This window comes from Sulfitobacter sp. G5_S2_6_S6 (assembly GCF_054968505.1).
On the sequence record NZ_JBQKUI010000002.1, the window covers coordinates 362,979 to 380,709 of the forward strand.

Here is a 17,731-nt window from a genome sequence, read left to right on the forward strand (position 1 = left end):
TTTCAATCTGCCATGCGCCTGAGAATGATGGCGCATGGCATACTTCAGATTTATCCGCGCCAATTGGGTGTTCTTGTTGGCGGGTTTCCTGCTGACATTTACCTCGGCCTATGGGCAGACCTATTTCATCTCGCTTTTCGCGGGCGAGATTAAGGGCAGTTTCGGGCTGTCTGACGGTCAATGGGGCGGGATCTATACGATCGGCACGACGCTCTCGGCGATCACGATGGTCTGGGCGGGTGTGCTGACAGACCGGTTTCGGGTGCGCCGCCTGTCATTCTGGGTGATGGTCGCGCTGGCGGGCGCCTGTCTGGCGATGGCCGCTGTGCCGAACTGGATCGCGCTGATCTTTGTCATCTATGCGCTGCGTCTGACCGGGCAGGGGATGATGTCTCAGCTTGGGGCCGTGGCCATGGTGCGCTGGTTCGAAGCCGCACGGGGCAAGGCGCTGTCGCTATCGTCTATGGGCTTTGCGGCGGGTCAGGCGATTTTGCCTGTCGTCTTCGTCGCCCTTTTCGCAAGCTTTCACTGGCGCAGCCTTTGGGTGCTGGCCGCCGCTTTGGTGCTGATCACCATGCCGGTGATGCTGCTGTTGCTGCGGCAAGAGCGTACGCCGCAATCCATGGCGCAAAGCACGCAATCGGCGGGGATGGACGGGCAGCACTGGACGCGGATGCAGATGATCCGCCACGGGTTGTTCTGGCTGATGATCCCGCTGGTGATCGGTCCTCCGGCGTGGGGGACAGCGCTTTTCTTTCAGCAGGTCCACCTGACAGAGGTGAAGGGCTGGACGCTGGTCAGCTTTGTCGCGCTGATGCCGCTTTATACGGTGACATCCGTGGTCTCGACCTTTGTGTCGGGCTGGGCAATCGACCGGTTTGGCGTGACGCGGGTCACGCCGGTGCAAATGCTGCCTTTTGCGCTGTCTTTCGCCGTGCTCGCCTTTGCCGATACGATTGCGATGGCGGGTGTCGGGTTGATGATCTTTGGCGTGGGGCAGGGGATGCAGGCGACCGCGACCTCTGTTTTCTGGGCCGAATTCTATGGCACGCGCTATATCGGGTCGATCAAGGCCGTGGGTGCAGCGCTGATGGTGTTCGGGTCGGCCATCGGGCCGGGTGTGACGGGGCTGTTCATTGATCTGGGCGTTGATTTCCCGCAGCAGATGATCCCGATTGCGATCTACTATGCCGTGGCCGCGATCATGGCGACTGTCGGGGTGTTGCGCTATCGCAAGCGGTTGGTCGCGCCTGCCACGGCCTAACGGTGACGCCGCAGATAGACGTAATAGGCGCCGCCGCCGCCGTGGCTGATATGCGCCTGACTGACCTGAAGCACCGCTGACGACAGCGGCGGCATCGACAGCCATTGCGGCACCTGATGACGCAGCACACCGTGGCGCACGGGGATCGGGCCGCCTTCGTCCCGCATCTTGCCTTTGCCGGTGATCACCAAGACAAGGCGCCGCCCCTTGGCATGCGAGCCCAGAATGAACTTGGTCAGCGCAGGGTGCGCGCGGTCCAGCGTCATACCGTGAAGGTCGATCCGCCCTTCGGGGCGCATCTTGCCCCGCTTGAGCTTGCCAAACGCCTTTGAATCCATCTGCACCGGTGCCTGACGCAGCTGATCGGGCAGGGAGGGCATCAGATCATGGGTGTTTCGCCGCGGCTTGGGATCCGGCTTGCCCATGACGACAGAGCTGCGCTTGCGGATTTGCGGCGCCGTTGGCGTGGGGCCGTGGATCGGGGAGGTGCCGTCAATCTCGGCGCGGAACAGCTTGTCAACATCAAGCTTTTCCGTCCGCTCTGTCACCTTTTTCCAAAGCGATAGATCATCCTTATCCAAACGCTTGCGGCTCATAGCAGCGGCTCCGGCAAAAGCGCATAGGCGCGCTGGATCGGCATCAGGACCATCATCCGCCCCGGATCACGCAGCTTGCCCGCGGCACGCCCCGCCTTGTCGCCGGTGCCAAAGAACACATCCGCCCGTTGCGCGCCCTTGATCGCCGACCCGGTATCCTGCGCGATCATCAAGCGGTGCATCGGTTCCTTGCCCTCTTTTTCGATCCAGACAGGGGCGCCGAGCGGTACAAACTTGGGGTCCACTGCAACGGTGCGCAGGGTGGTCACCGACCGGTTCATCGCGCCAAGCGGCCCCTGATCGGCGGGCACCTGATTGACCTCGCGAAAGAACACATAAGACGGGTTGTGGTACAGCAGCTCGCGCCCGTCATCAGGGTTACGACGGACCCAGTTCTTGATCACCTCTGCGCTTACCTGATGCGGATCATAAACGCCGCGGCGCACCAGTTCGACGCCGATCGACCGGTACGGGTGGCCGTTCGCCCCACGGTAGCCCACGCGCAGGTAATTTCCATCGGGCAGCCTGATCCGGCCAGAGCCTTGGATTTGCAGAAAGAAAAGTTCGACCGGATCGTCAACATAGGCGATCTCAAGGCCGCGGCCCTTCATCACGTCGGTATCCAGAATATCGCGGCGGGTCAGCCACGGGTTGTTCGCCTTCGCCTCTGGCGGCATGGCATAGACCGGATAGCGGTAGCGGTCGGAGGGGTAGAGATCGCCATCAAGTTCAGGTTCGAAATAGCCGGTGAACATCGCCTCGTTTCCGTCCTCGATCAACACAGGGCGGAACAGAAGTTCAAAGAACTGGCGCGGGTCGGGGTCGGATCTGGCATAGGCGCAGATGTTGCGCCAATCGACATCCTTCATATCACCGCAGGTATTCAGAAACGCGCGCAGGGCGGCGGCGTGGTCGTCGGTTTCCCAACCCTCAAGCTGGTCGAACGACAGGATCGAATAGGACACATCTGTCGCAGAAGCGGGCGGCGCCATCAGGCCCGCCCACAGCAATGCACCCGCACAGGCACGCTTTAACCGTCTGTAGAAACGAGCAGCCAATTTGGATCATCCGAGCCCATGACACGGGCAAACACCCATGTGTCTTTTTGACGATTGACCTCTGTCGTGCTGCCTTCGACGATTTCACCATCGCGGTCTTTCACGACCGACGTCAGCTCGGCCACGAAACGGATCGTCAGCTCTGCCTCGTTGGTGGTCTTGTCCATCGTGGCGTTCTCAAGCTCCATCTCGCGGATGCCGATAAAGTGGCTTTCCACGGTCAGGCCCTGGTCTTCACGCGCGGCGACGCCTTCGACAAAGCTTTCGTAGATGTCTTCTGAAAGGAAAGGTTTGATCTCGTCAAGATTACCGTGTTCGTAGCCCATCACGATCATCTCGTAGGCGCCGCGGGCGCCGCCCAGAAAGTCGCTGACCCCAAAGGACGGCTCGACACGCTTCATTTCGGCCAGTGCGAGCGCGGTATCGGACCCTTCGGGCGCGTGATCGGTGATATCCAGATCAGGGCCACCTTCGATGACTTCGAACGCGGGGCCGCTGGGGCGTTCGGGTTTCTCGCTGACCTCGGCCGGTTTTTCAAAACCGGTGCGTGTGCCAAGCACATTCTTGAGCCGCAGGATCAGGAACACGGCAATAGCGGCCAGTACCAGAAGCTGTATCATGGGCGAATTCATAGGTACCTCGTGCTGAGAAACATGGAAACGTCGGTCTAGTGCCCCTATGTAGGGTGTGAACCGGGCCAAGTCCACTCTGGCCCATAGGAAAGGACGCATGCCATGTGGCTGTTTTTGGCTTTTATTGCCGTACCGTTGATAGAAATAACGTTGTTCATTCAGGTGGGTGGGGCAATTGGCCTCGGCTGGACGCTGGCGATTGTTGTTTCTACCGCGATCATCGGCACCTATCTGATGCGCGCTCAGGGTGCGCTGGCGCTTGGCCAGATCAAATCGTCCCTGTCCGAAGTCCGTGATCCGACCGAACCGCTGGTGCATGGCGCGATGATCCTGTTTGCCGGCGCGTTGCTGCTGACACCGGGGTTTTTCACCGATGCCTTGGGCTTTGCCCTGCTGATACCCGGCGTGCGTACCGCTGCGTTCAAAGCTGCACGAAGCAAGGTCAACGTGAGCAGCGTCCATATGGGCGGCACCTCGGGGCCACGGCGCCCGCAGCCCCATCGTCCGATGCAGGGGGATGTGATCGATGGCGAATACCACGAGCTGTCGGAACAGGACCGCGGGCCCAAACGCCCCTCTGGCTGGACGGATCACTGACGACGGGGCATTGACTGCGGGCCACCGACTTCAGGCCATTTGAAGCGGGCCATTGAGCGCGGCAAGGCGATCTGATAAGCCCGACTAAATGAGTTTATTGTCTTAAGGAGCCTCTAAATGGCTGAAGAAGAAGCAACACAACCGACCCAGGCCGCACAGCCGCAGATGCGCATTCTGGGTCAGTTCATTCGTGATATGTCCTTTGAAAACATCATGGCGCAAAAAGGCGCGCCGACAGATGTGCAGCCCGACGTTCAGGTTCAGGTCAATCTGGATGCGAAAAAGCGGTCGGCCGAGAACCAGTATGAATCCGCGATCAAGCTTCAGGTCACGTCAAAAGCCAAAGGCGGCGACGCGACGCTGTTCCTGCTGGAAATCGACTATGTCGGTATCTTCCACGTTGAAAACGTGCCCGAAGACCAGATGCACCCGTTCTTGCTGATTGAATGCCCGCGCATGATCTTCCCGTTCCTGCGCCGCGTTGTCAGCGATGTGACCCGCGACGGTGGCTTCCCGCCGCTGAACCTCGAAAACATCGACTTTGTTGCGCTGTATCGCAACGAGATCGCGCGCCGTCAGGCCGAGAATACGCAAAAAGCGGACGCCTAAAGCGTCTTCCACACAGCGCTGTCGCCCAGTTTATCGACAAATTCGGTATGGGCGGCGGCCTCTTGCGGGGTTATCCGCGAGGGCAGGGGCGTCGGGCGCGGTTTTGGCGTCCAATCGGGGGTGGTGTCGCCCTCTTTCTTTTCCGGTTTGGTCGACAGGCCGAAGTCCGGTTGCCGCCCGCCAATCAGCTCTAGATAGACATCCGCCAGAATTTCACTGTCAAGCAAAGCACCGTGGAGCGTCCGCGACGTGTTATCGATGCCAAAGCGGCGGCATAGCGCATCCAGCGACGCGGGCGAACCCGGAAAGCGTTTGCGCGCGATGGCCAGCGTATCAAGCGCCTGTTTCCACGGGATCTGGGGCAGCCCCATCCATTTCAATTCCGCGTTCAGAAACTTGATATCGAAGGCGGCGTTGTGGATCACCAGCTTTGAATCACCGATGAAATCCAGAAAATCCTGCCCGATCTGCGCAAACTTGGGTTTGTCGCGCAAAAACTCGTCGCCCAGCCCGTGCACCTCGAAGGCTTCGGCGGGCATGCTGCGTTCGGGGTTGATATATTGGTGATAGGTATTGCCGGTCGCCACGTGACCCATCAGTTCAACCGCACCGATTTCAACGATCCTATCGCCGCTTTCAGGGTCGAATCCGGTGGTTTCCGTATCCAGTACGATCTCACGCATGGGACAGCTTTCCTTTGATATCGTCGATGACAGCCTCCACCTGCGCGCGGGCGTGGGGCAGGGTGTCTGTTTCAATCACATAATCGGCCAAAGCGCATTTTTCATCGTTTGGCATCTGTTTGGCGCGGATGTTTTCGAACTGTTCCAGCGTCATCGTCCCGCGCGCCATCACACGCTTTTGCTGGATGTCGGCCGAGACCGTGACACAGGCCACCGCATCCATGCGTTTGTCACCACCGGTTTCAAAAATCAACGGGATGTCGAGCACGACGATCTTGGCCTTTGTCTCCGCCAGAAAGGCTGCGCGATCTTCGCCGACCAGCGGATGCACGATGCTTTCGATCGTTTTCAATACGGTGGGGTCCGCATCAATCAGGCTTTTGAGCGCGGGCCGCGATACCTCGCCCGCAACCACCGCATCGGGTAGCGTTTCCTGAAACGCCGCGACGGCGGCCCCCCCCTTGGCATAGAGCCGATGCACGGCGGCGTCTGCGTCCCAGACGGCGCAGCCAAGATCAGCGAACATTTGTGCGGTGGTCGATTTCCCCATACCGATCGACCCGGTCAGACCCAGAAGAAACATCAGCGCAACGCCGCCAGGCGTGTTTCATGGTCCACCGTCGGTCGCGCGCCAAACCACCGTTCGAACCCCGGCACCGCCTGATGCAAAAGCATGCCTAAACCGTCAACAGTGACGCATCCTGCCGCCTCTGCGGTTGCCAGAAGCGTGGTTTTCAACGGCGCATATACCAGATCCGTGACCACGGTATCGGCGCGCAACCCATCAAGCGGCACGCGCAGCTCGGATTTTCCGATCATACCCAACGACGTGGTGTTCACCACCAAGGACGCATGGCTGACCATCGTCCCCGCCTGCGACCAGTCGTAGACCGTCACGCGGTTACCAAAGACCGACCGCAAGCGTTCGGCCCGCACACGGGTGCGATTGGCAAGCAGGATCTCGGGCACGCCGGCGTCCAGTAGCGAAGATATCACAGCCCGCGCGGCGCCACCGGCACCAAAGACGCAGGCGGGGCCATTACCCGCCACCCAATCCGGCGCGCCTGCCTTGAGGTTTTCGATAAACCCGTAGCCGTCCGTATTATCGCCCTGAATTTTACCGTCTGCGCGGAAGGTGATCGTATTCACGGCCCCAATCATCGCGGCGCGGTCTGTAATGATATCTGCGATCTCGATCACCGCTTCTTTATGGGGGATCGTGACATTGGCCCCGATGAACCCCATTTTCGGCATCGCCTCAAGCACTTGGCGCAGATCTTCGGGTTCGACGTGCAGGGGGATATAGGCCCCTTGCAGCCCGAGCGTTTTCAGCCAGTGCCCGTGGATCTGCGGGGATTTTGAATGGGCAATCGGCGATCCGATCACACCTGCCAGCGGTATTTTAGCCAAGCTCATGCGGATAGATCCCCCCGTAGCGTCAGATAATTCAACAGTTCAAGCAGGGGTAACCCTAGGACATTAAAGTAATCGCCTTCAATGCCGCTGAACAGCCTGACGCCTTCCTCTTCCAACTTATAGGCGCCGACCGCATGTTGGATACTGTCCCAGTTCCGCGCGACGTACTCCTCTATATAGCTGTCGGACGCGTCGCGCATGCGCAGCCGCACCTGACCCACGTGACGCCAGATCGGTTTGCCATCCTCGACGATCACTGCGGCGGATAGCAAGCTATGGCGATCGCCGCGCAGGGATTTCAGCTGGGCAATCGCCTCGTCTGGCGTGGTGGGTTTTGACAGTAGCGTCCCGCGATGGTCGAGCACCTGATCACAGCCCATCACCAAGGCGCCCGGGGTCTTGTCGCTGACTTTGCGGGCTTTCATCTCGGCCAATGTATCGGCGATGTCGCGGGGGGGCGCCTGCTCTGCCAGCAGGGCCGACTTAATCATTTGTTCATCAATTCGCGCCACGCTCACCTCATGGGGGACGCAGGCCTGTTGCAGCAGCTGTGACCGGATCGACGACCCGGAGGCGAGGATGAAACGTTGGGGCATGGGGATAAACCTGTGTGCGACGCTAGGAAGTTCTTAGGGATTTTTCCCCCGAATGGCGAGAGTGCGCGAAAGCGTCGGGAAAACCCCTGCCTGCCAGAGGGAAATTCCAGCTTTATACGGGGCGGCATAAGGATAAATCGCAAACCCCCTGAACGGAGTTAATCCCAAGCTTATCCACAAAGCTACACAGTTTATCCCCTGAAAATTTTTTATTTAAGTATTTGAAAAAGGGTGAATTTATCCGCGCGGCGCCGAGTTATCATCGAGACGGGATTCACAACATGCACAGGTGGATAAATCGAGGTACAAAACAGTAATCCACAGAAAATGAACCCCCTACTTACATCATCATCTTTCTTCTTTTCTTATTTATATTAGTAAGAAGGCACCAACCGGAGTGTGACATGACCGACTTGCTTGCCATCGCCTATCCTTGGGTAAAATCGCTTCATATTATCTCGGTCATTTCGTGGATGGCGGCGCTGTTCTATCTGCCGCGGCTTCTCGTGCATCATACAGAGCAGGTGGGCCAAAGCGGCCAGACCCACGATCTTTTCAAGATGATGGAGTTCAAGCTTGCCACCGTGATCATGCGCCCCGCGATGATCGGCACCTGGATTTTCGGGCTGGCGCTGGTGTTCACACCGGGCATCGTCGACTGGGCCGCTGTGTGGCCCTGGACGAAGGGGGCAAGCGTATTTGCGATGACGGGGTTCCACGGGTGGCTTGTCGGGCGTGTGAAGGCCTTTGCAGCGGGGGAGAACCGGCTGAGCGGTAAACGTTACCGGATCATGAACGAGGTCCCGACGCTGCTGATGATCATCATTGTAGTCTCGGTCGTCGTGAAATTCTAAGCTGATTGACGAAACCCGCCATTCTGAGTATGTGTTTCCTGCACCCCGTCCGGGGACCGTATACATCTGCCCATTTTTATGACACGACCCGCCCGCATTACGGAATCGGAACAGGATATTTCCATGACAACTGAAACACTTAACCTTGCCGATCTAAAGGCGCAGACGCCCAAGAATCTTCTGGCGATGGCCGAAGAGCTTGAGATCGAAAACGCATCGACCATGCGTAAAGGCGAAATGATGTTCCAGATCCTGCGCGAACGTGCGGATGAAGGCTGGGAAATCTCGGGCGATGGTGTGCTGGAAGTGTTGCAGGACGGGTTTGGCTTCCTGCGGTCGCCCGAAGCGAACTATTTGCCGGGCCCCGATGACATTTACGTCTCGCCCGAGATGATCCGCCAGCACTCGCTGCGCACCGGCGACACAATCGAAGGGCTGATCAAAGCGCCAGATGATGCGGAGCGGTATTTCGCGCTGACAGATGTCACCAAGATCAACTTTGAAGAGCCGGAAAAAGCGCGCCACAAGGTCGCCTTTGAAAACCTGACGCCGCTTTACCCTGATGAACGTTTGACGATGGAAGTCGATGATCCGACGATCAAGGACCGGTCCTCGCGTATCATCGATCTGGTATCGCCCATCGGTAAGGGCCAGCGCTGCTTGATCGTGGCGCCGCCACGGACCGGTAAAACGGTTCTGCTGCAAAACATCGCGAATTCGATCGAACAGAACCACCCCGAGTGTTACTTGATCGTTCTGCTGATTGACGAACGCCCTGAAGAAGTCACTGATATGCAGCGTAGTGTCAAAGGGGAGGTTGTTTCTTCGACCTTCGACGAGCCTGCAACGCGCCACGTGGCCGTGTCTGAAATGGTTATCGAAAAGGCGAAACGTCTGGTCGAGCATAAGCGCGACGTTGTGATCTTGCTGGATTCGATCACCCGTCTGGGCCGCGCGTTCAACACTGTTGTGCCGTCGTCGGGTAAGGTTCTGACCGGTGGTGTTGATGCCAACGCGCTGCAGCGCCCCAAACGTTTCTTCGGTGCCGCACGGAACATCGAAGAGGGTGGGTCGCTGACCATTATCGCCACCGCGCTGATCGACACCGGCAGCCGCATGGACGAGGTGATCTTTGAAGAATTCAAAGGGACCGGTAACTCTGAAATCGTGCTGGATCGCAAGATTGCGGACAAGCGCGTCTTCCCTGCGATCGATATTCTGAAGTCCGGTACGCGGAAAGAGGATCTGCTGGTCGACAAAAACGATCTGCAAAAGACCTTTGTGTTGCGTCGTATTCTGAACCCGATGGGCACGACGGATGCGATTGAATTCCTGATCGGGAAGTTGAAGCAAACCAAGACGAACTCCGATTTCTTCGACTCAATGAATAGCTAAATATTCACTTAAATCAGTGGGTTAAATGATATGGATACGATATTCGCCCAAGCCACAGCGCAGGGGCGGGCCGGTGTTTGCGTCATTCGTATCTCGGGCCCGCAGGCGTTTTTCATCGCTGAAACCATCGCGCAGCCGTTGCCCGCCCCGCGGGTGGCCGCCGTGCGGGCAATTAGTGACGCCGATGGACAGGTCATTGATCGTGCGCTTGTCCTGACCTTCGAAGGTCCGAACAGCTTTACAGGCGAAGACACGGTCGAGCTTCACTTACATGGGAGCATCGCCGTGGTGCGTGCGGTACTGGCGCTGCTCTCTGGTTTTGACGGCACGCGCCTTGCCGAGCCGGGCGAATTTACCCGCCGTGCGATGGAGAATGGCAAGCTGGATCTCACGCAGGTTGAGGGTTTGGGTGACCTCATCGAGGCAGAGACCGAAGCCCAGCGAAAACAAGCATTGCGCGTTTTGTCCGGGCACTTGGGTCAAAAGGTCGATATCTGGCGCGAAAAACTGATCCGCGCAGCCGCTCTGCTTGAGGTGACCATCGATTTCGCGGATGAAGACGTTCCCGTCGACGTCTCGCCCGAGGTTACGGAACTGCTGAATGCGGTGAACGCCGATATTCTGGCTGAAATCGCCGGTACCCATACGGCGGAACGTATCCGAACGGGTTTTGAGGTCGCGATCATCGGCCGGCCCAACGCCGGGAAATCGACTTTGTTGAACGCATTGGCGGGGCGCGATGCGGCGATCACCTCTGCCGTGGCGGGTACGACGCGCGACGTGATCGAGGTCCGGATGGACCTTGGTGGCCTGCCGGTGACCTTGCTGGATACGGCGGGCTTGCGCGAAGGGGCAGACGAGGTCGAAGCCATCGGGATCGACCGCGCGAAAACCCGCGGCGAGCAAGCTGACCTGCGCGTGTTTTTGGTTGAAGAGGGTGAGGAGCTGCCCGTTGCCGCGGTTGCGGATGATATCGTCCTACGACCAAAGGCTGACTTACGCGATAGCGCTGACAAAGCTATATCTGGTGTGACAGGGCAGGGCGTACCGCAGCTGATAGAAAGAATACAGACCATCCTTGGCGCGCGAAGTCTGAATGCCGGCCTTGCGACGCACGAACGTCACCGCGTTGCATTGCAGAAATCAGCCGAGGGATTAGCCGCTGCGATGTTGGTTCTGGATCACGGCCCCGATCAATATGATATAGCATCAGAAGAACTGCGCCATTCGATTCGCGCACTTGAGGCGCTGGTAGGCCGAATTGACGTTGAGAACCTGCTGGATGTAATCTTTTCGAGCTTTTGCTTGGGAAAATAGATGGAGTGTTTCACGTGAAACATTTTGACGTGATAGTTATCGGTGGCGGCCATGCCGGAGCCGAAGCGGCCCACGCATCCGCGCGTATGGGCGCGAATACTGCTTTGATCACGATGTCGCGCGATGGGATCGGGGTGATGTCCTGCAATCCGGCTATCGGTGGACTGGGTAAGGGGCATTTGGTGCGCGAGATTGACGCGCTCGATGGTGTTATGGGTCGTGTCGCGGATAAAGCCGGCATCCAGTTCCGTCTTTTGAATCGCCGCAAGGGGCCCGCTGTGCAAGGCCCGCGGGCGCAAGCTGACCGTGCTATCTATCGGAAAGAAATGCTGGCCGAGACCGAACGCCAGGAGAATCTGACCATCGTAGAGGGTGAGGTGACCGACTTCATTCTCGATAATGGTAAGGTTTCTGGTGCCGTTCTTGCCGATGGTGAACAGATCGCTGCGGCTGCGGTTGTTTTGACGACTGGGACTTTCTTGCGCGGGGTCATCCATATTGGGGATGTGTCGCGCTCCGGCGGTCGGATGGGCGATAAAGCCTCCGTCGACCTGGCAAACCGCATTGATTCGTTCAACTTGCCACTCGGGCGTCTGAAGACGGGAACGCCACCGCGTTTGGACGGGCGGACGATTGACTGGGAGAAGCTGGAATCGCAACCCGGGGATGATGAGCCTGTCTTGTTCTCTTTCTTGTCAGAGGCGACGTCGGCACCGCAAATCTCCTGCGGTATTACGCATACCAATGAAAAAACGCATCAAATTATTCGCGATAACCTGTCGCGCTCCGCTATGTACGGGGGGCTTATAGATGGGGTAGGGCCGCGATACTGCCCGTCGATTGAAGATAAAGTTGTCCGCTTCGCTGACAAAACCTCGCACCAAGTTTTCCTGGAGCCTGAGGGCGCCGATGACCACACCATCTACCCCAATGGTATTTCGACCTCGCTGCCTGAGGATGTTCAGCTTGCCTATGTGCGGTCGATGGTTGGGTTGGAAAATGTAGAAATCATCCAGCCCGGTTATGCGATTGAATATGACTATGTCGACCCCCGCGCCCTTGATCTGGCCCTTTCCGTGAGGACTGTGCCTGGCCTATATCTCGCTGGTCAGATCAACGGTACCACCGGCTATGAAGAAGCTGCAGCACAAGGTTTGGTTGCCGGATTGAACGCGGCGCTTTCAGCACAGGGTAAAGAGCCGGTGACGTTCAGCCGCGCCGATAGCTATATTGGCGTGATGATTGATGACCTGACCACCCGGGGTGTGACAGAGCCCTATCGCATGTTCACCTCTCGCGCCGAATTCCGTTTGTCGCTTCGTGCTGATAATGCTGACCAGCGCCTCACGCCTTTGGCGATCGCCTTGGGCTGCGTATCGCAAGAGCGGGTTGCGCACTTTAACGCCAAAATGGCTAAGATCGACGCGGCGATGGCAGAGCTCACGAAAACGCCCTATGCATCAAAGGCGATCGAGGCGGCAGGGATCAAGGTTAGCCAGGACGGAACGAAGCGGACCGGTTTCCAACTGTTGGCATTTCCGGATGTGACATTCGAGCAGATCGTTTTGATTAATCCAGAGCTTGAAACGGTAGAACCCGAAATTCGCCGTCAGGTCGAGCGGGATGCGCTATATGCAAACTATATCGCGCGTCAGCAACGGGATATCGACCTCCTCCAGAAGGATGAGGCGCATGTTATTCCCGCGAATTTTGATTATGAAGCCATCGACGGACTGTCAAATGAGCTTACCTCGAAGCTGTCGCTGACACGCCCGACCAACCTCGCACAGGCGGCCCGAATTGACGGTATGACGCCCTCCGCCTTGACGCTGCTTCTGTCTCACCTCAAGCGCGGCAGCCAGAAGAAGTCTGCATGATGGGCGCTTTTGAGGAGGATGTTTCACGTGAAACATTGGAGAAGCTTCAGCGTTTCTCGCAACTGGTCGAGAAATGGACCGCGAAGATTAATCTGATTTCCAAGCCGAGCGTCCCCGAGATGTGGGAGCGCCACATTCTCGATTCACTACAAATCTATTCCCACGCGCCCAATGCGGACCATTGGGTAGATCTTGGAAGCGGTGGCGGTTTTCCGGCAATTGTCGTGGCGCTGATGTCGCAGCAAGAGAAGCGTGCGACGAAATTTACCTTGGTCGAAAGCGACCAGCGTAAATGCGCGTTCCTGAGAACAGCCATTCGGGAGCTTGAGCTGAACGCAACGGTGGCGAACGCGCGGATTGAAGAGATTGAACCCTTGGAAGCAGACGTACTAAGCGCGCGCGCCCTGTCCGACTTGACTGCTTTGCTCGGCTTTGCAGATCGTCATCTTTCACCTTCTGGCACTGCGCTTTTCCCGAAGGGGGAGAACTGGCGCGCAGAGGATGCCGCCGCGAAAGAGACCTGGGCATATACCTGCGACGCGATCCAGAGCCAGACGAACCCATCCGCCGCAATTCTTAAGATCAAGGAAATCAAACATGTCTGATCTGTCTCGACCTTCGGGGCCCAAAATTATTGCGATTGCGAACCAGAAGGGTGGAGTGGGTAAGACCACGACGACGATCAACCTCGCGGCGGCTTTGGTTGAGCAGAAGCAGCGCGTTCTGGTGATTGACCTTGATCCGCAGGGCAACGCGTCAACTGGTCTGGGCATTGAACTGGATGATCGGGAATTTACGACCTACGAGCTTTTGCTTGAGGATATCGACCTTGATCAAGTGATTATGACGACCGAGACAGAAGGCCTGCATATCGTTGCCGCCACTGTCGATCTCAGTTCCGCAGATATGGAATTGATCGCTAATGAAAAGCGTAGTTTTCTTTTGCACGACGCCCTGCGGCAGACGCAGATGGACAGCTACGCCTTCGACTACATTCTGATTGATTGCCCGCCATCGCTGAACTTGCTGACGGTGAACGCGATGATCGCGGCGCATTCTGTGCTTGTCCCGCTGCAAAGCGAGTTTTTCGCGCTTGAAGGATTGTCGCAGCTGATGCTGACCATCCGCGAAGTGCGCCAAAGCGGGAACAAAGATCTGCGGATCGAAGGAATTTTGCTGACGATGTATGATCAGCGGAACAACCTGTCGCAACAGGTTGAGCAGGACGCCCGAAGCAATCTGGGCGAACTGGTATATAGAACCGTTATTCCGCGCAACGTACGGGTCAGTGAGGCACCCAGTTACGCGATGCCGGTTCTAAGTTACGATAGCGGGTCGAAAGGTGCCAAAGCGTACCGCGATCTGGCGAAAGAAGTACTGGCAAATAGTGCCGTATAAATAAGGGGTCAGGCAATGGCAGATAAAGACAAACGGCGCGGTTTGGGTCGAGGATTGTCAGCTTTGATGGCGGACGTAGCGGAGACACAAACGGTGGCATCAGAAGGCGCGGCGGAACAGTATGTTCCTATTGAAAAGATTTCTCCCAATCCGGAGCAGCCGCGCAAGCGGTTTGATCCGCAGGATTTGGACGATCTTGCAAACTCTATCCGCGAAAAGGGCGTTATCCAGCCGCTGATCGTACGCCGCCGCGATGATGGGACGTTCGAAATTGTCGCGGGTGAACGCCGTTGGCGCGCGTCGCAGATGGCGCAGCTGCACGAGCTTCCGATCATCGTGCGCGAATTCACCGATGTTGAAGTTCTCGAAGTTGCGATTATCGAGAACATCCAGCGGGCGGACCTCAATTCGATCGAGGAAGCGGCGGGCTATCGTCAGCTGATGGACCGTTTTGGACACACGCAAGAGAAGATGGCGGAAGCCTTGGGCAAAAGCCGCAGTCATATCGCGAACTTACTACGCTTGCTGAACTTGCCCGAAAATGTACTGGAAATGGTGCGTCAGGGCGATCTGACAGCGGGCCACGCCCGGACCTTGGTGCCGTCGAAGAACCCTGAAAAGCTGGCCAAACAGATTATCGCCGGCGGCTTGTCGGTGCGTGCGGCCGAGGCGCTGATCAAGAAAGAGCAGCAAGCCGAGAATGAAGGTCCAAACAAGCGGGCGGCCAAATCCTCGAACGAAAAAGACGCGGATACCCGCGCGCTTGAAGGGGATTTGTCAGCGAACCTTGGTTTGAAGGTAACCCTGAACCACAAGCCGGGACAGGAGGCGGGCCAGATGGTGCTGCACTACACGACGATGGACGAGCTGGACGAGCTTTGCCAACGCCTGTCGGCCTCTTAATCCGACAAAAGTTCGGCCAGGATCGCGTTTAGCACCATAAAGCCCTGATCCGTCACATAAAGCTGGTCTTTATCCCTAGAAATCATCCCGATGTCCTGCATCTGGGTGATTTTTTTTGCCGAAAGCGGTGCGCCGGAAAGCGCCTCGTACCGGCGCAGGTCCACGCCTTCTTTCAGACGAAGCCCCATCATCAGAAACTCGCTCCCCTGATCTTCGGTCGTCAAAAGCTCGCGGGGCTTTTCGGTGGCACCGCTGGCAGCAGCGGCAAGCCAGCGTTTGGGGTTACTAAAACACTCGGTCGCAAAGCGATTGCCGTTTTGGGTCAGGCGCCCGTGGGCCCCCGGACCGATGCCAAGATAATCACCGTAGCGCCAGTAGATCAGGTTGTGCCGCGATTGCGCCCCGTCGCGGGCGTGGTTTGATACCTCGTAAGAGGGCATGCCCATCTCGCCGCAAATATCCTGAGTGGCCGCATACATATCGGCACCCAGATCATCGCTGGGCAGTCCGCGTAGTTTTCCCACCGCATAGCGATCGCCAAATGCGGTGCCTTGTTCGATGGTCAGTTGATACAGCGACATATGGTCTATCGCTAGGGATAGGGCCTGTTTCAGTTCGGTCTGCCAGTCGGCCAAACCCTGGTTCTGGCGACCATAGATCAGATCAAAACTGACGCGTTCAAAGGTGTTGCGGGCGATGTCAAAAGCGGCAAGCCCTTCGTCAACCGTATGGATGCGGCCCAGACGTTTCAGGTCCGCATCATTCAAGGCCTGTATCCCCATTGAAATGCGGTTGACGCCCGCCTGACGGAAGGCTGAAAAACGGTCGGCTTCAACCGAACCGGGGTTCGCCTCGAGCGTGATTTCCAGATCATTGGCCGTGGGCCACAGTCGACGGATCGCGGCGATGACATCAGCGACGACATCCGGGTCCATCAGACTTGGGGTGCCGCCGCCGAAAAAGACGGCGTTCAAGACGCGCCCTTGGGTTTCGGCGGCGCCGCGTTCAAGCTCCGCCAGATAGGCATCGCGCCAGGCCCGTTGGTTGATTGTGCGACTAACATGGCTGTTAAAATCACAATAGGGGCACTTCGCCTCGCAAAACGGCCAATGGATATAAAGGCCAAAGCCCCCCTGGCGCCAATCCTCAGTCAAAGCAGGCAGAGATCAGTTTGGCGAAAGCGTCCGCACGGTGGCTGATTGCGTTCTTGGCGTCGGCGGACATTTCGCCAAAGGTCTGTTCGTGCCCGTCGGGTTGGAACATCGGGTCATAGCCGTGACCGACGTCGCCGCGGATCGGCCAGACAAGCGTGCCGTTCACGCGGCCTTCGAAAATCTCTTCATGTCCGTCGGGCCAGACCAAAACCAGTGTCGCGCAGAACCGCGCGCGGCGCGGGTGGGGGGCGTTTGCCTCTTCCAGCAACCTATGGGTCTTGGTCATCGCCATGACGAAATCGCGGCCGTTGGGCGTTTCGGACCAATCGGCGGTATAGACGCCGGGGGCATTGTCCAGCGCTTCGACCTCGATCCCGGAGTCATCTGCAAGCGCGGGAAGGCCCGTTGCCGCCACCGCCGCACGTGCTTTGATGCGGGCGTTGCCGATGAAAGTGTTTTCGGTTTCCTCCGGCTCGCCCAGATTCATCTCGGCGGCACCTTTGACGGTGACGCCGAAGGGGGCGAAAAGCTCGGTCATTTCCTGCAGCTTGCCAGCGTTGTGGGTGGCGACCAGAATCTGGTCGCCGGTGAATTTACGGGTCATGCGGTGGCTGCCTTCTGCTTCTCGACCAGCTCTGCCACGCCTTTTTCGGCGAGGTCCATCAGCTGGTTCATCTGGTCGCGCGAATAGGTGGAGCCTTCGGCGCTCATCTGGATCTCGATCAGTTTGCCGCTGCCGGTCATAATAAAGTTACCGTCGACGCCTGCTTCGGAATCCTCGGGGTAATCAAGGTCAAGCACCGGCTGGCCCGCATAGATGCCGCAGCTGATCGCGGCGACCGGATCGACCAGCGGGTCGCTGACCACGTCGCCCGCCTTCATCAGCTTGTTCACCGCCAGTTTCAACGCGACCCAACCCCCCGTGATAGAGGCACAACGCGTGCCGCCGTCGGCCTGCAGTACGTCACAGTCGATGGTGATCTGACGTTCGCCCAAGGCACTGCGATCCACGCCGGCGCGCAGAGCGCGACCGATAAGGCGTTGAATTTCAACGGTACGGCCCCCTTGTTTGCCCATGGCCGCCTCGCGGCGCATACGGGTGTTGGTGGCACGGGGCAGCATGCCGTATTCTGCCGTGACCCAGCCCAGACCGGAACCCTTGATAAAGGGCGGCACGCGGTCCTCGATCGTGGCGGTACACAGCACGTGGGTGTCGCCCATCTTGATCAGGGCCGATCCTTCGGCGTGTTTGGTGAATCCCGTTTCAATCGATACGGCACGCAGTTCGTCAAGTTTCCGACCAGAGGGGCGCATAGGTATTTCCTTTTCCATTTGCCATTGGGGATAACTCTGCGTTGCGGCGCGATGCAACCCCGATTGAC

At 57.9% G+C, this 17,731-nt stretch carries 20 protein-coding genes; 10 read left to right on the top strand and 10 right to left on the bottom strand.

Features of this window, described 5'->3' with window-relative positions; translation table 11 throughout:
* Positions 1-34 precede the first annotated feature (34 nt).
* Positions 35-1,264: an MFS transporter gene (locus ACTRWK_RS05765; protein WP_180828500.1), complete on the top strand. Its 1,230-nt coding sequence runs from the start codon at positions 35-37 to the stop codon at positions 1,262-1,264.
* On the opposite strand, the gene ACTRWK_RS05770 is transcribed toward ACTRWK_RS05765, so the two are convergent.
* Genes ACTRWK_RS05770 through ACTRWK_RS05780 form a run of 3 tightly spaced genes read right to left on the bottom strand, consistent with a single transcriptional unit; the run spans position 1,261 to position 3,550 of the window.
* The gene (locus ACTRWK_RS05770) at positions 1,261-1,860 is read right to left on the bottom strand and encodes a Smr/MutS family protein (protein ID WP_037965690.1); all 600 of its coding nucleotides are present in this window, start codon (positions 1,858-1,860) and stop codon (positions 1,261-1,263) included. The genes ACTRWK_RS05765 and ACTRWK_RS05770 overlap by 4 nt on opposite strands.
* Positions 1,857-2,852, bottom strand: coding sequence for a murein transglycosylase A (mltA, locus tag ACTRWK_RS05775; RefSeq protein ID WP_064217232.1), 996 nt, complete (start codon positions 2,850-2,852; stop codon positions 1,857-1,859). Before mltA ends, ACTRWK_RS05770 begins: the two co-directional genes overlap by 4 nt.
* 38 nt (positions 2,853-2,890) lie before the next feature.
* The gene (locus ACTRWK_RS05780; RefSeq protein ID WP_005850752.1) at positions 2,891-3,550 is read right to left on the bottom strand and encodes a Tim44/TimA family putative adaptor protein; all 660 of its coding nucleotides are present in this window, start codon (positions 3,548-3,550) and stop codon (positions 2,891-2,893) included.
* 102 nt (positions 3,551-3,652) lie between these two features.
* On the opposite strand from ACTRWK_RS05780, the gene ACTRWK_RS05785 reads away from it, so the two are divergent.
* Together ACTRWK_RS05785 and secB are read left to right on the top strand one after the other, a co-directional pair.
* Positions 3,653-4,147 (top strand): FxsA family protein, encoded by a 495-nt coding sequence (locus tag ACTRWK_RS05785; RefSeq protein ID WP_009825706.1) that lies wholly within the window; start codon positions 3,653-3,655, stop codon positions 4,145-4,147.
* Positions 4,148-4,264: 117 nt separating this feature from the next.
* Positions 4,265-4,756: a protein-export chaperone SecB gene (gene secB / locus ACTRWK_RS05790; protein ID WP_005850756.1), complete on the top strand. Its 492-nt coding sequence runs from the start codon at positions 4,265-4,267 to the stop codon at positions 4,754-4,756.
* On the opposite strand, the gene dnaQ is transcribed toward secB, so the two are convergent.
* The 4 genes from dnaQ to ACTRWK_RS05810 are packed head-to-tail and all read right to left on the bottom strand — an operon-like array spanning position 4,753 to position 7,451.
* Positions 4,753-5,439: a DNA polymerase III subunit epsilon gene (gene dnaQ, locus ACTRWK_RS05795; protein ID WP_462843819.1), complete on the bottom strand. Its 687-nt coding sequence runs from the start codon at positions 5,437-5,439 to the stop codon at positions 4,753-4,755. The genes secB and dnaQ overlap by 4 nt on opposite strands.
* Positions 5,432-6,022 (bottom strand): dephospho-CoA kinase, encoded by a 591-nt coding sequence (coaE, locus tag ACTRWK_RS05800; protein WP_184583687.1) that lies wholly within the window; start codon positions 6,020-6,022, stop codon positions 5,432-5,434. Before coaE ends, dnaQ begins: the two co-directional genes overlap by 8 nt.
* The gene (locus tag ACTRWK_RS05805; RefSeq protein WP_289081920.1) at positions 6,022-6,855 is read right to left on the bottom strand and encodes a shikimate dehydrogenase; all 834 of its coding nucleotides are present in this window, start codon (positions 6,853-6,855) and stop codon (positions 6,022-6,024) included. The genes coaE and ACTRWK_RS05805 overlap by 1 nt, the downstream gene beginning before the upstream one ends.
* On the bottom strand, positions 6,852-7,451 hold the full coding sequence (locus tag ACTRWK_RS05810) for a Maf family protein (protein WP_289081921.1): 600 nt from the start codon (positions 7,449-7,451) through the stop codon (positions 6,852-6,854). The genes ACTRWK_RS05805 and ACTRWK_RS05810 overlap by 4 nt, the downstream gene beginning before the upstream one ends.
* A gap of 404 nt (positions 7,452-7,855) precedes the next feature.
* Here ACTRWK_RS05810 and ACTRWK_RS05815 point away from each other — a divergent pair, with 404 nt between their 5' ends.
* The 7 genes from ACTRWK_RS05815 (at position 7,856) to ACTRWK_RS05845 (ending at position 15,195) form a co-directional block, all read left to right on the top strand.
* Positions 7,856-8,305, top strand: coding sequence for a CopD family protein (locus ACTRWK_RS05815; RefSeq protein ID WP_286758641.1), 450 nt, complete (start codon positions 7,856-7,858; stop codon positions 8,303-8,305).
* 123 nt (positions 8,306-8,428) lie between these two features.
* On the top strand, positions 8,429-9,700 hold the full coding sequence (rho, locus tag ACTRWK_RS05820) for a transcription termination factor Rho (RefSeq protein WP_005850767.1): 1,272 nt from the start codon (positions 8,429-8,431) through the stop codon (positions 9,698-9,700).
* A 30-nt stretch (positions 9,701-9,730) separates the two neighbouring features.
* A complete protein-coding gene (gene mnmE / locus ACTRWK_RS05825; RefSeq protein ID WP_289081923.1) occupies positions 9,731-11,017 on the top strand; it encodes a tRNA uridine-5-carboxymethylaminomethyl(34) synthesis GTPase MnmE in 1,287 nt (428 codons plus the stop codon).
* 14 nt (positions 11,018-11,031) lie between these two features.
* Positions 11,032-12,894 carry a tRNA uridine-5-carboxymethylaminomethyl(34) synthesis enzyme MnmG gene (mnmG, locus tag ACTRWK_RS05830; RefSeq protein WP_289081924.1) on the top strand — a complete coding sequence of 621 codons (1,863 nt, stop codon included), beginning with the start codon at positions 11,032-11,034 and terminating at the stop codon, positions 12,892-12,894.
* On the top strand, positions 12,891-13,499 hold the full coding sequence (gene rsmG, locus ACTRWK_RS05835; protein WP_037942426.1) for a 16S rRNA (guanine(527)-N(7))-methyltransferase RsmG: 609 nt from the start codon (positions 12,891-12,893) through the stop codon (positions 13,497-13,499). The genes mnmG and rsmG overlap by 4 nt, the downstream gene beginning before the upstream one ends.
* Positions 13,492-14,292, top strand: a complete 801-nt coding sequence (locus tag ACTRWK_RS05840) for a ParA family protein (protein ID WP_005850775.1) — start codon at positions 13,492-13,494, stop codon at positions 14,290-14,292. The genes rsmG and ACTRWK_RS05840 overlap by 8 nt, the downstream gene beginning before the upstream one ends.
* A 15-nt stretch (positions 14,293-14,307) precedes the next feature.
* Positions 14,308-15,195 carry a ParB/RepB/Spo0J family partition protein gene (locus ACTRWK_RS05845; protein ID WP_037965709.1) on the top strand — a complete coding sequence of 296 codons (888 nt, stop codon included), beginning with the start codon at positions 14,308-14,310 and terminating at the stop codon, positions 15,193-15,195.
* Here ACTRWK_RS05845 and hemW read toward each other — a convergent pair.
* The 3 genes from hemW to rph are packed head-to-tail and all read right to left on the bottom strand — an operon-like array spanning position 15,192 to position 17,663.
* Positions 15,192-16,349: a radical SAM family heme chaperone HemW gene (gene hemW, locus ACTRWK_RS05850; RefSeq protein WP_289081925.1), complete on the bottom strand. Its 1,158-nt coding sequence runs from the start codon at positions 16,347-16,349 to the stop codon at positions 15,192-15,194. The two genes, ACTRWK_RS05845 and hemW, sit on opposite strands and share 4 nt — an antisense overlap.
* On the bottom strand, positions 16,342-16,953 hold the full coding sequence (rdgB, locus tag ACTRWK_RS05855) for an RdgB/HAM1 family non-canonical purine NTP pyrophosphatase (protein WP_037942418.1): 612 nt from the start codon (positions 16,951-16,953) through the stop codon (positions 16,342-16,344). Before rdgB ends, hemW begins: the two co-directional genes overlap by 8 nt.
* A complete protein-coding gene (gene rph, locus ACTRWK_RS05860) occupies positions 16,950-17,663 on the bottom strand; it encodes a ribonuclease PH (protein ID WP_037942417.1) in 714 nt (237 codons plus the stop codon). Before rph ends, rdgB begins: the two co-directional genes overlap by 4 nt.
* Positions 17,664-17,731 lie beyond the last annotated feature (68 nt).

Excerpts from the sequence above, each read along its gene's own strand:
- ACTRWK_RS05770 (WP_037965690.1), bottom strand. The coding sequence starts at position 1,860 with ATGAGCCGCAAGCGTTTGGATAAGGATGATCTATCGCTTTGGAAAAAG.
- mltA (WP_064217232.1), bottom strand. The coding sequence starts at position 2,852 with ATGGCGCCGCCCGCTTCTGCGACAGATGTGTCCTATTCGATCCTGTCG.
- dnaQ (WP_462843819.1), bottom strand. The coding sequence starts at position 5,439 with ATGCGTGAGATCGTACTGGATACGGAAACCACCGGATTCGACCCTGAA.
- ACTRWK_RS05810 (WP_289081921.1), bottom strand. The coding sequence starts at position 7,451 with ATGCCCCAACGTTTCATCCTCGCCTCCGGGTCGTCGATCCGGTCACAG.
- rsmG (WP_037942426.1), top strand. The coding sequence starts at position 12,891 with ATGATGGGCGCTTTTGAGGAGGATGTTTCACGTGAAACATTGGAGAAG.
- ACTRWK_RS05845 (WP_037965709.1), top strand. The coding sequence starts at position 14,308 with ATGGCAGATAAAGACAAACGGCGCGGTTTGGGTCGAGGATTGTCAGCT.
- coaE (WP_184583687.1), bottom strand. The coding sequence starts at position 6,022 with ATGTTTCTTCTGGGTCTGACCGGGTCGATCGGTATGGGGAAATCGACC.
- rdgB (WP_037942418.1), bottom strand. The coding sequence starts at position 16,953 with ATGACCCGTAAATTCACCGGCGACCAGATTCTGGTCGCCACCCACAAC.
- ACTRWK_RS05840 (WP_005850775.1), top strand. The coding sequence starts at position 13,492 with ATGTCTGATCTGTCTCGACCTTCGGGGCCCAAAATTATTGCGATTGCG.
- ACTRWK_RS05765 (WP_180828500.1), top strand. The coding sequence starts at position 35 with ATGGCATACTTCAGATTTATCCGCGCCAATTGGGTGTTCTTGTTGGCG.
- ACTRWK_RS05805 (WP_289081920.1), bottom strand. The coding sequence starts at position 6,855 with ATGAGCTTGGCTAAAATACCGCTGGCAGGTGTGATCGGATCGCCGATT.
- rho (WP_005850767.1), top strand. The coding sequence starts at position 8,429 with ATGACAACTGAAACACTTAACCTTGCCGATCTAAAGGCGCAGACGCCC.
- secB (WP_005850756.1), top strand. The coding sequence starts at position 4,265 with ATGGCTGAAGAAGAAGCAACACAACCGACCCAGGCCGCACAGCCGCAG.
- mnmE (WP_289081923.1), top strand. The coding sequence starts at position 9,731 with ATGGATACGATATTCGCCCAAGCCACAGCGCAGGGGCGGGCCGGTGTT.
- ACTRWK_RS05780 (WP_005850752.1), bottom strand. The coding sequence starts at position 3,550 with ATGAATTCGCCCATGATACAGCTTCTGGTACTGGCCGCTATTGCCGTG.
- ACTRWK_RS05815 (WP_286758641.1), top strand. The coding sequence starts at position 7,856 with ATGACCGACTTGCTTGCCATCGCCTATCCTTGGGTAAAATCGCTTCAT.
- ACTRWK_RS05785 (WP_009825706.1), top strand. The coding sequence starts at position 3,653 with ATGTGGCTGTTTTTGGCTTTTATTGCCGTACCGTTGATAGAAATAACG.
- rph (WP_037942417.1), bottom strand. The coding sequence starts at position 17,663 with ATGCGCCCCTCTGGTCGGAAACTTGACGAACTGCGTGCCGTATCGATT.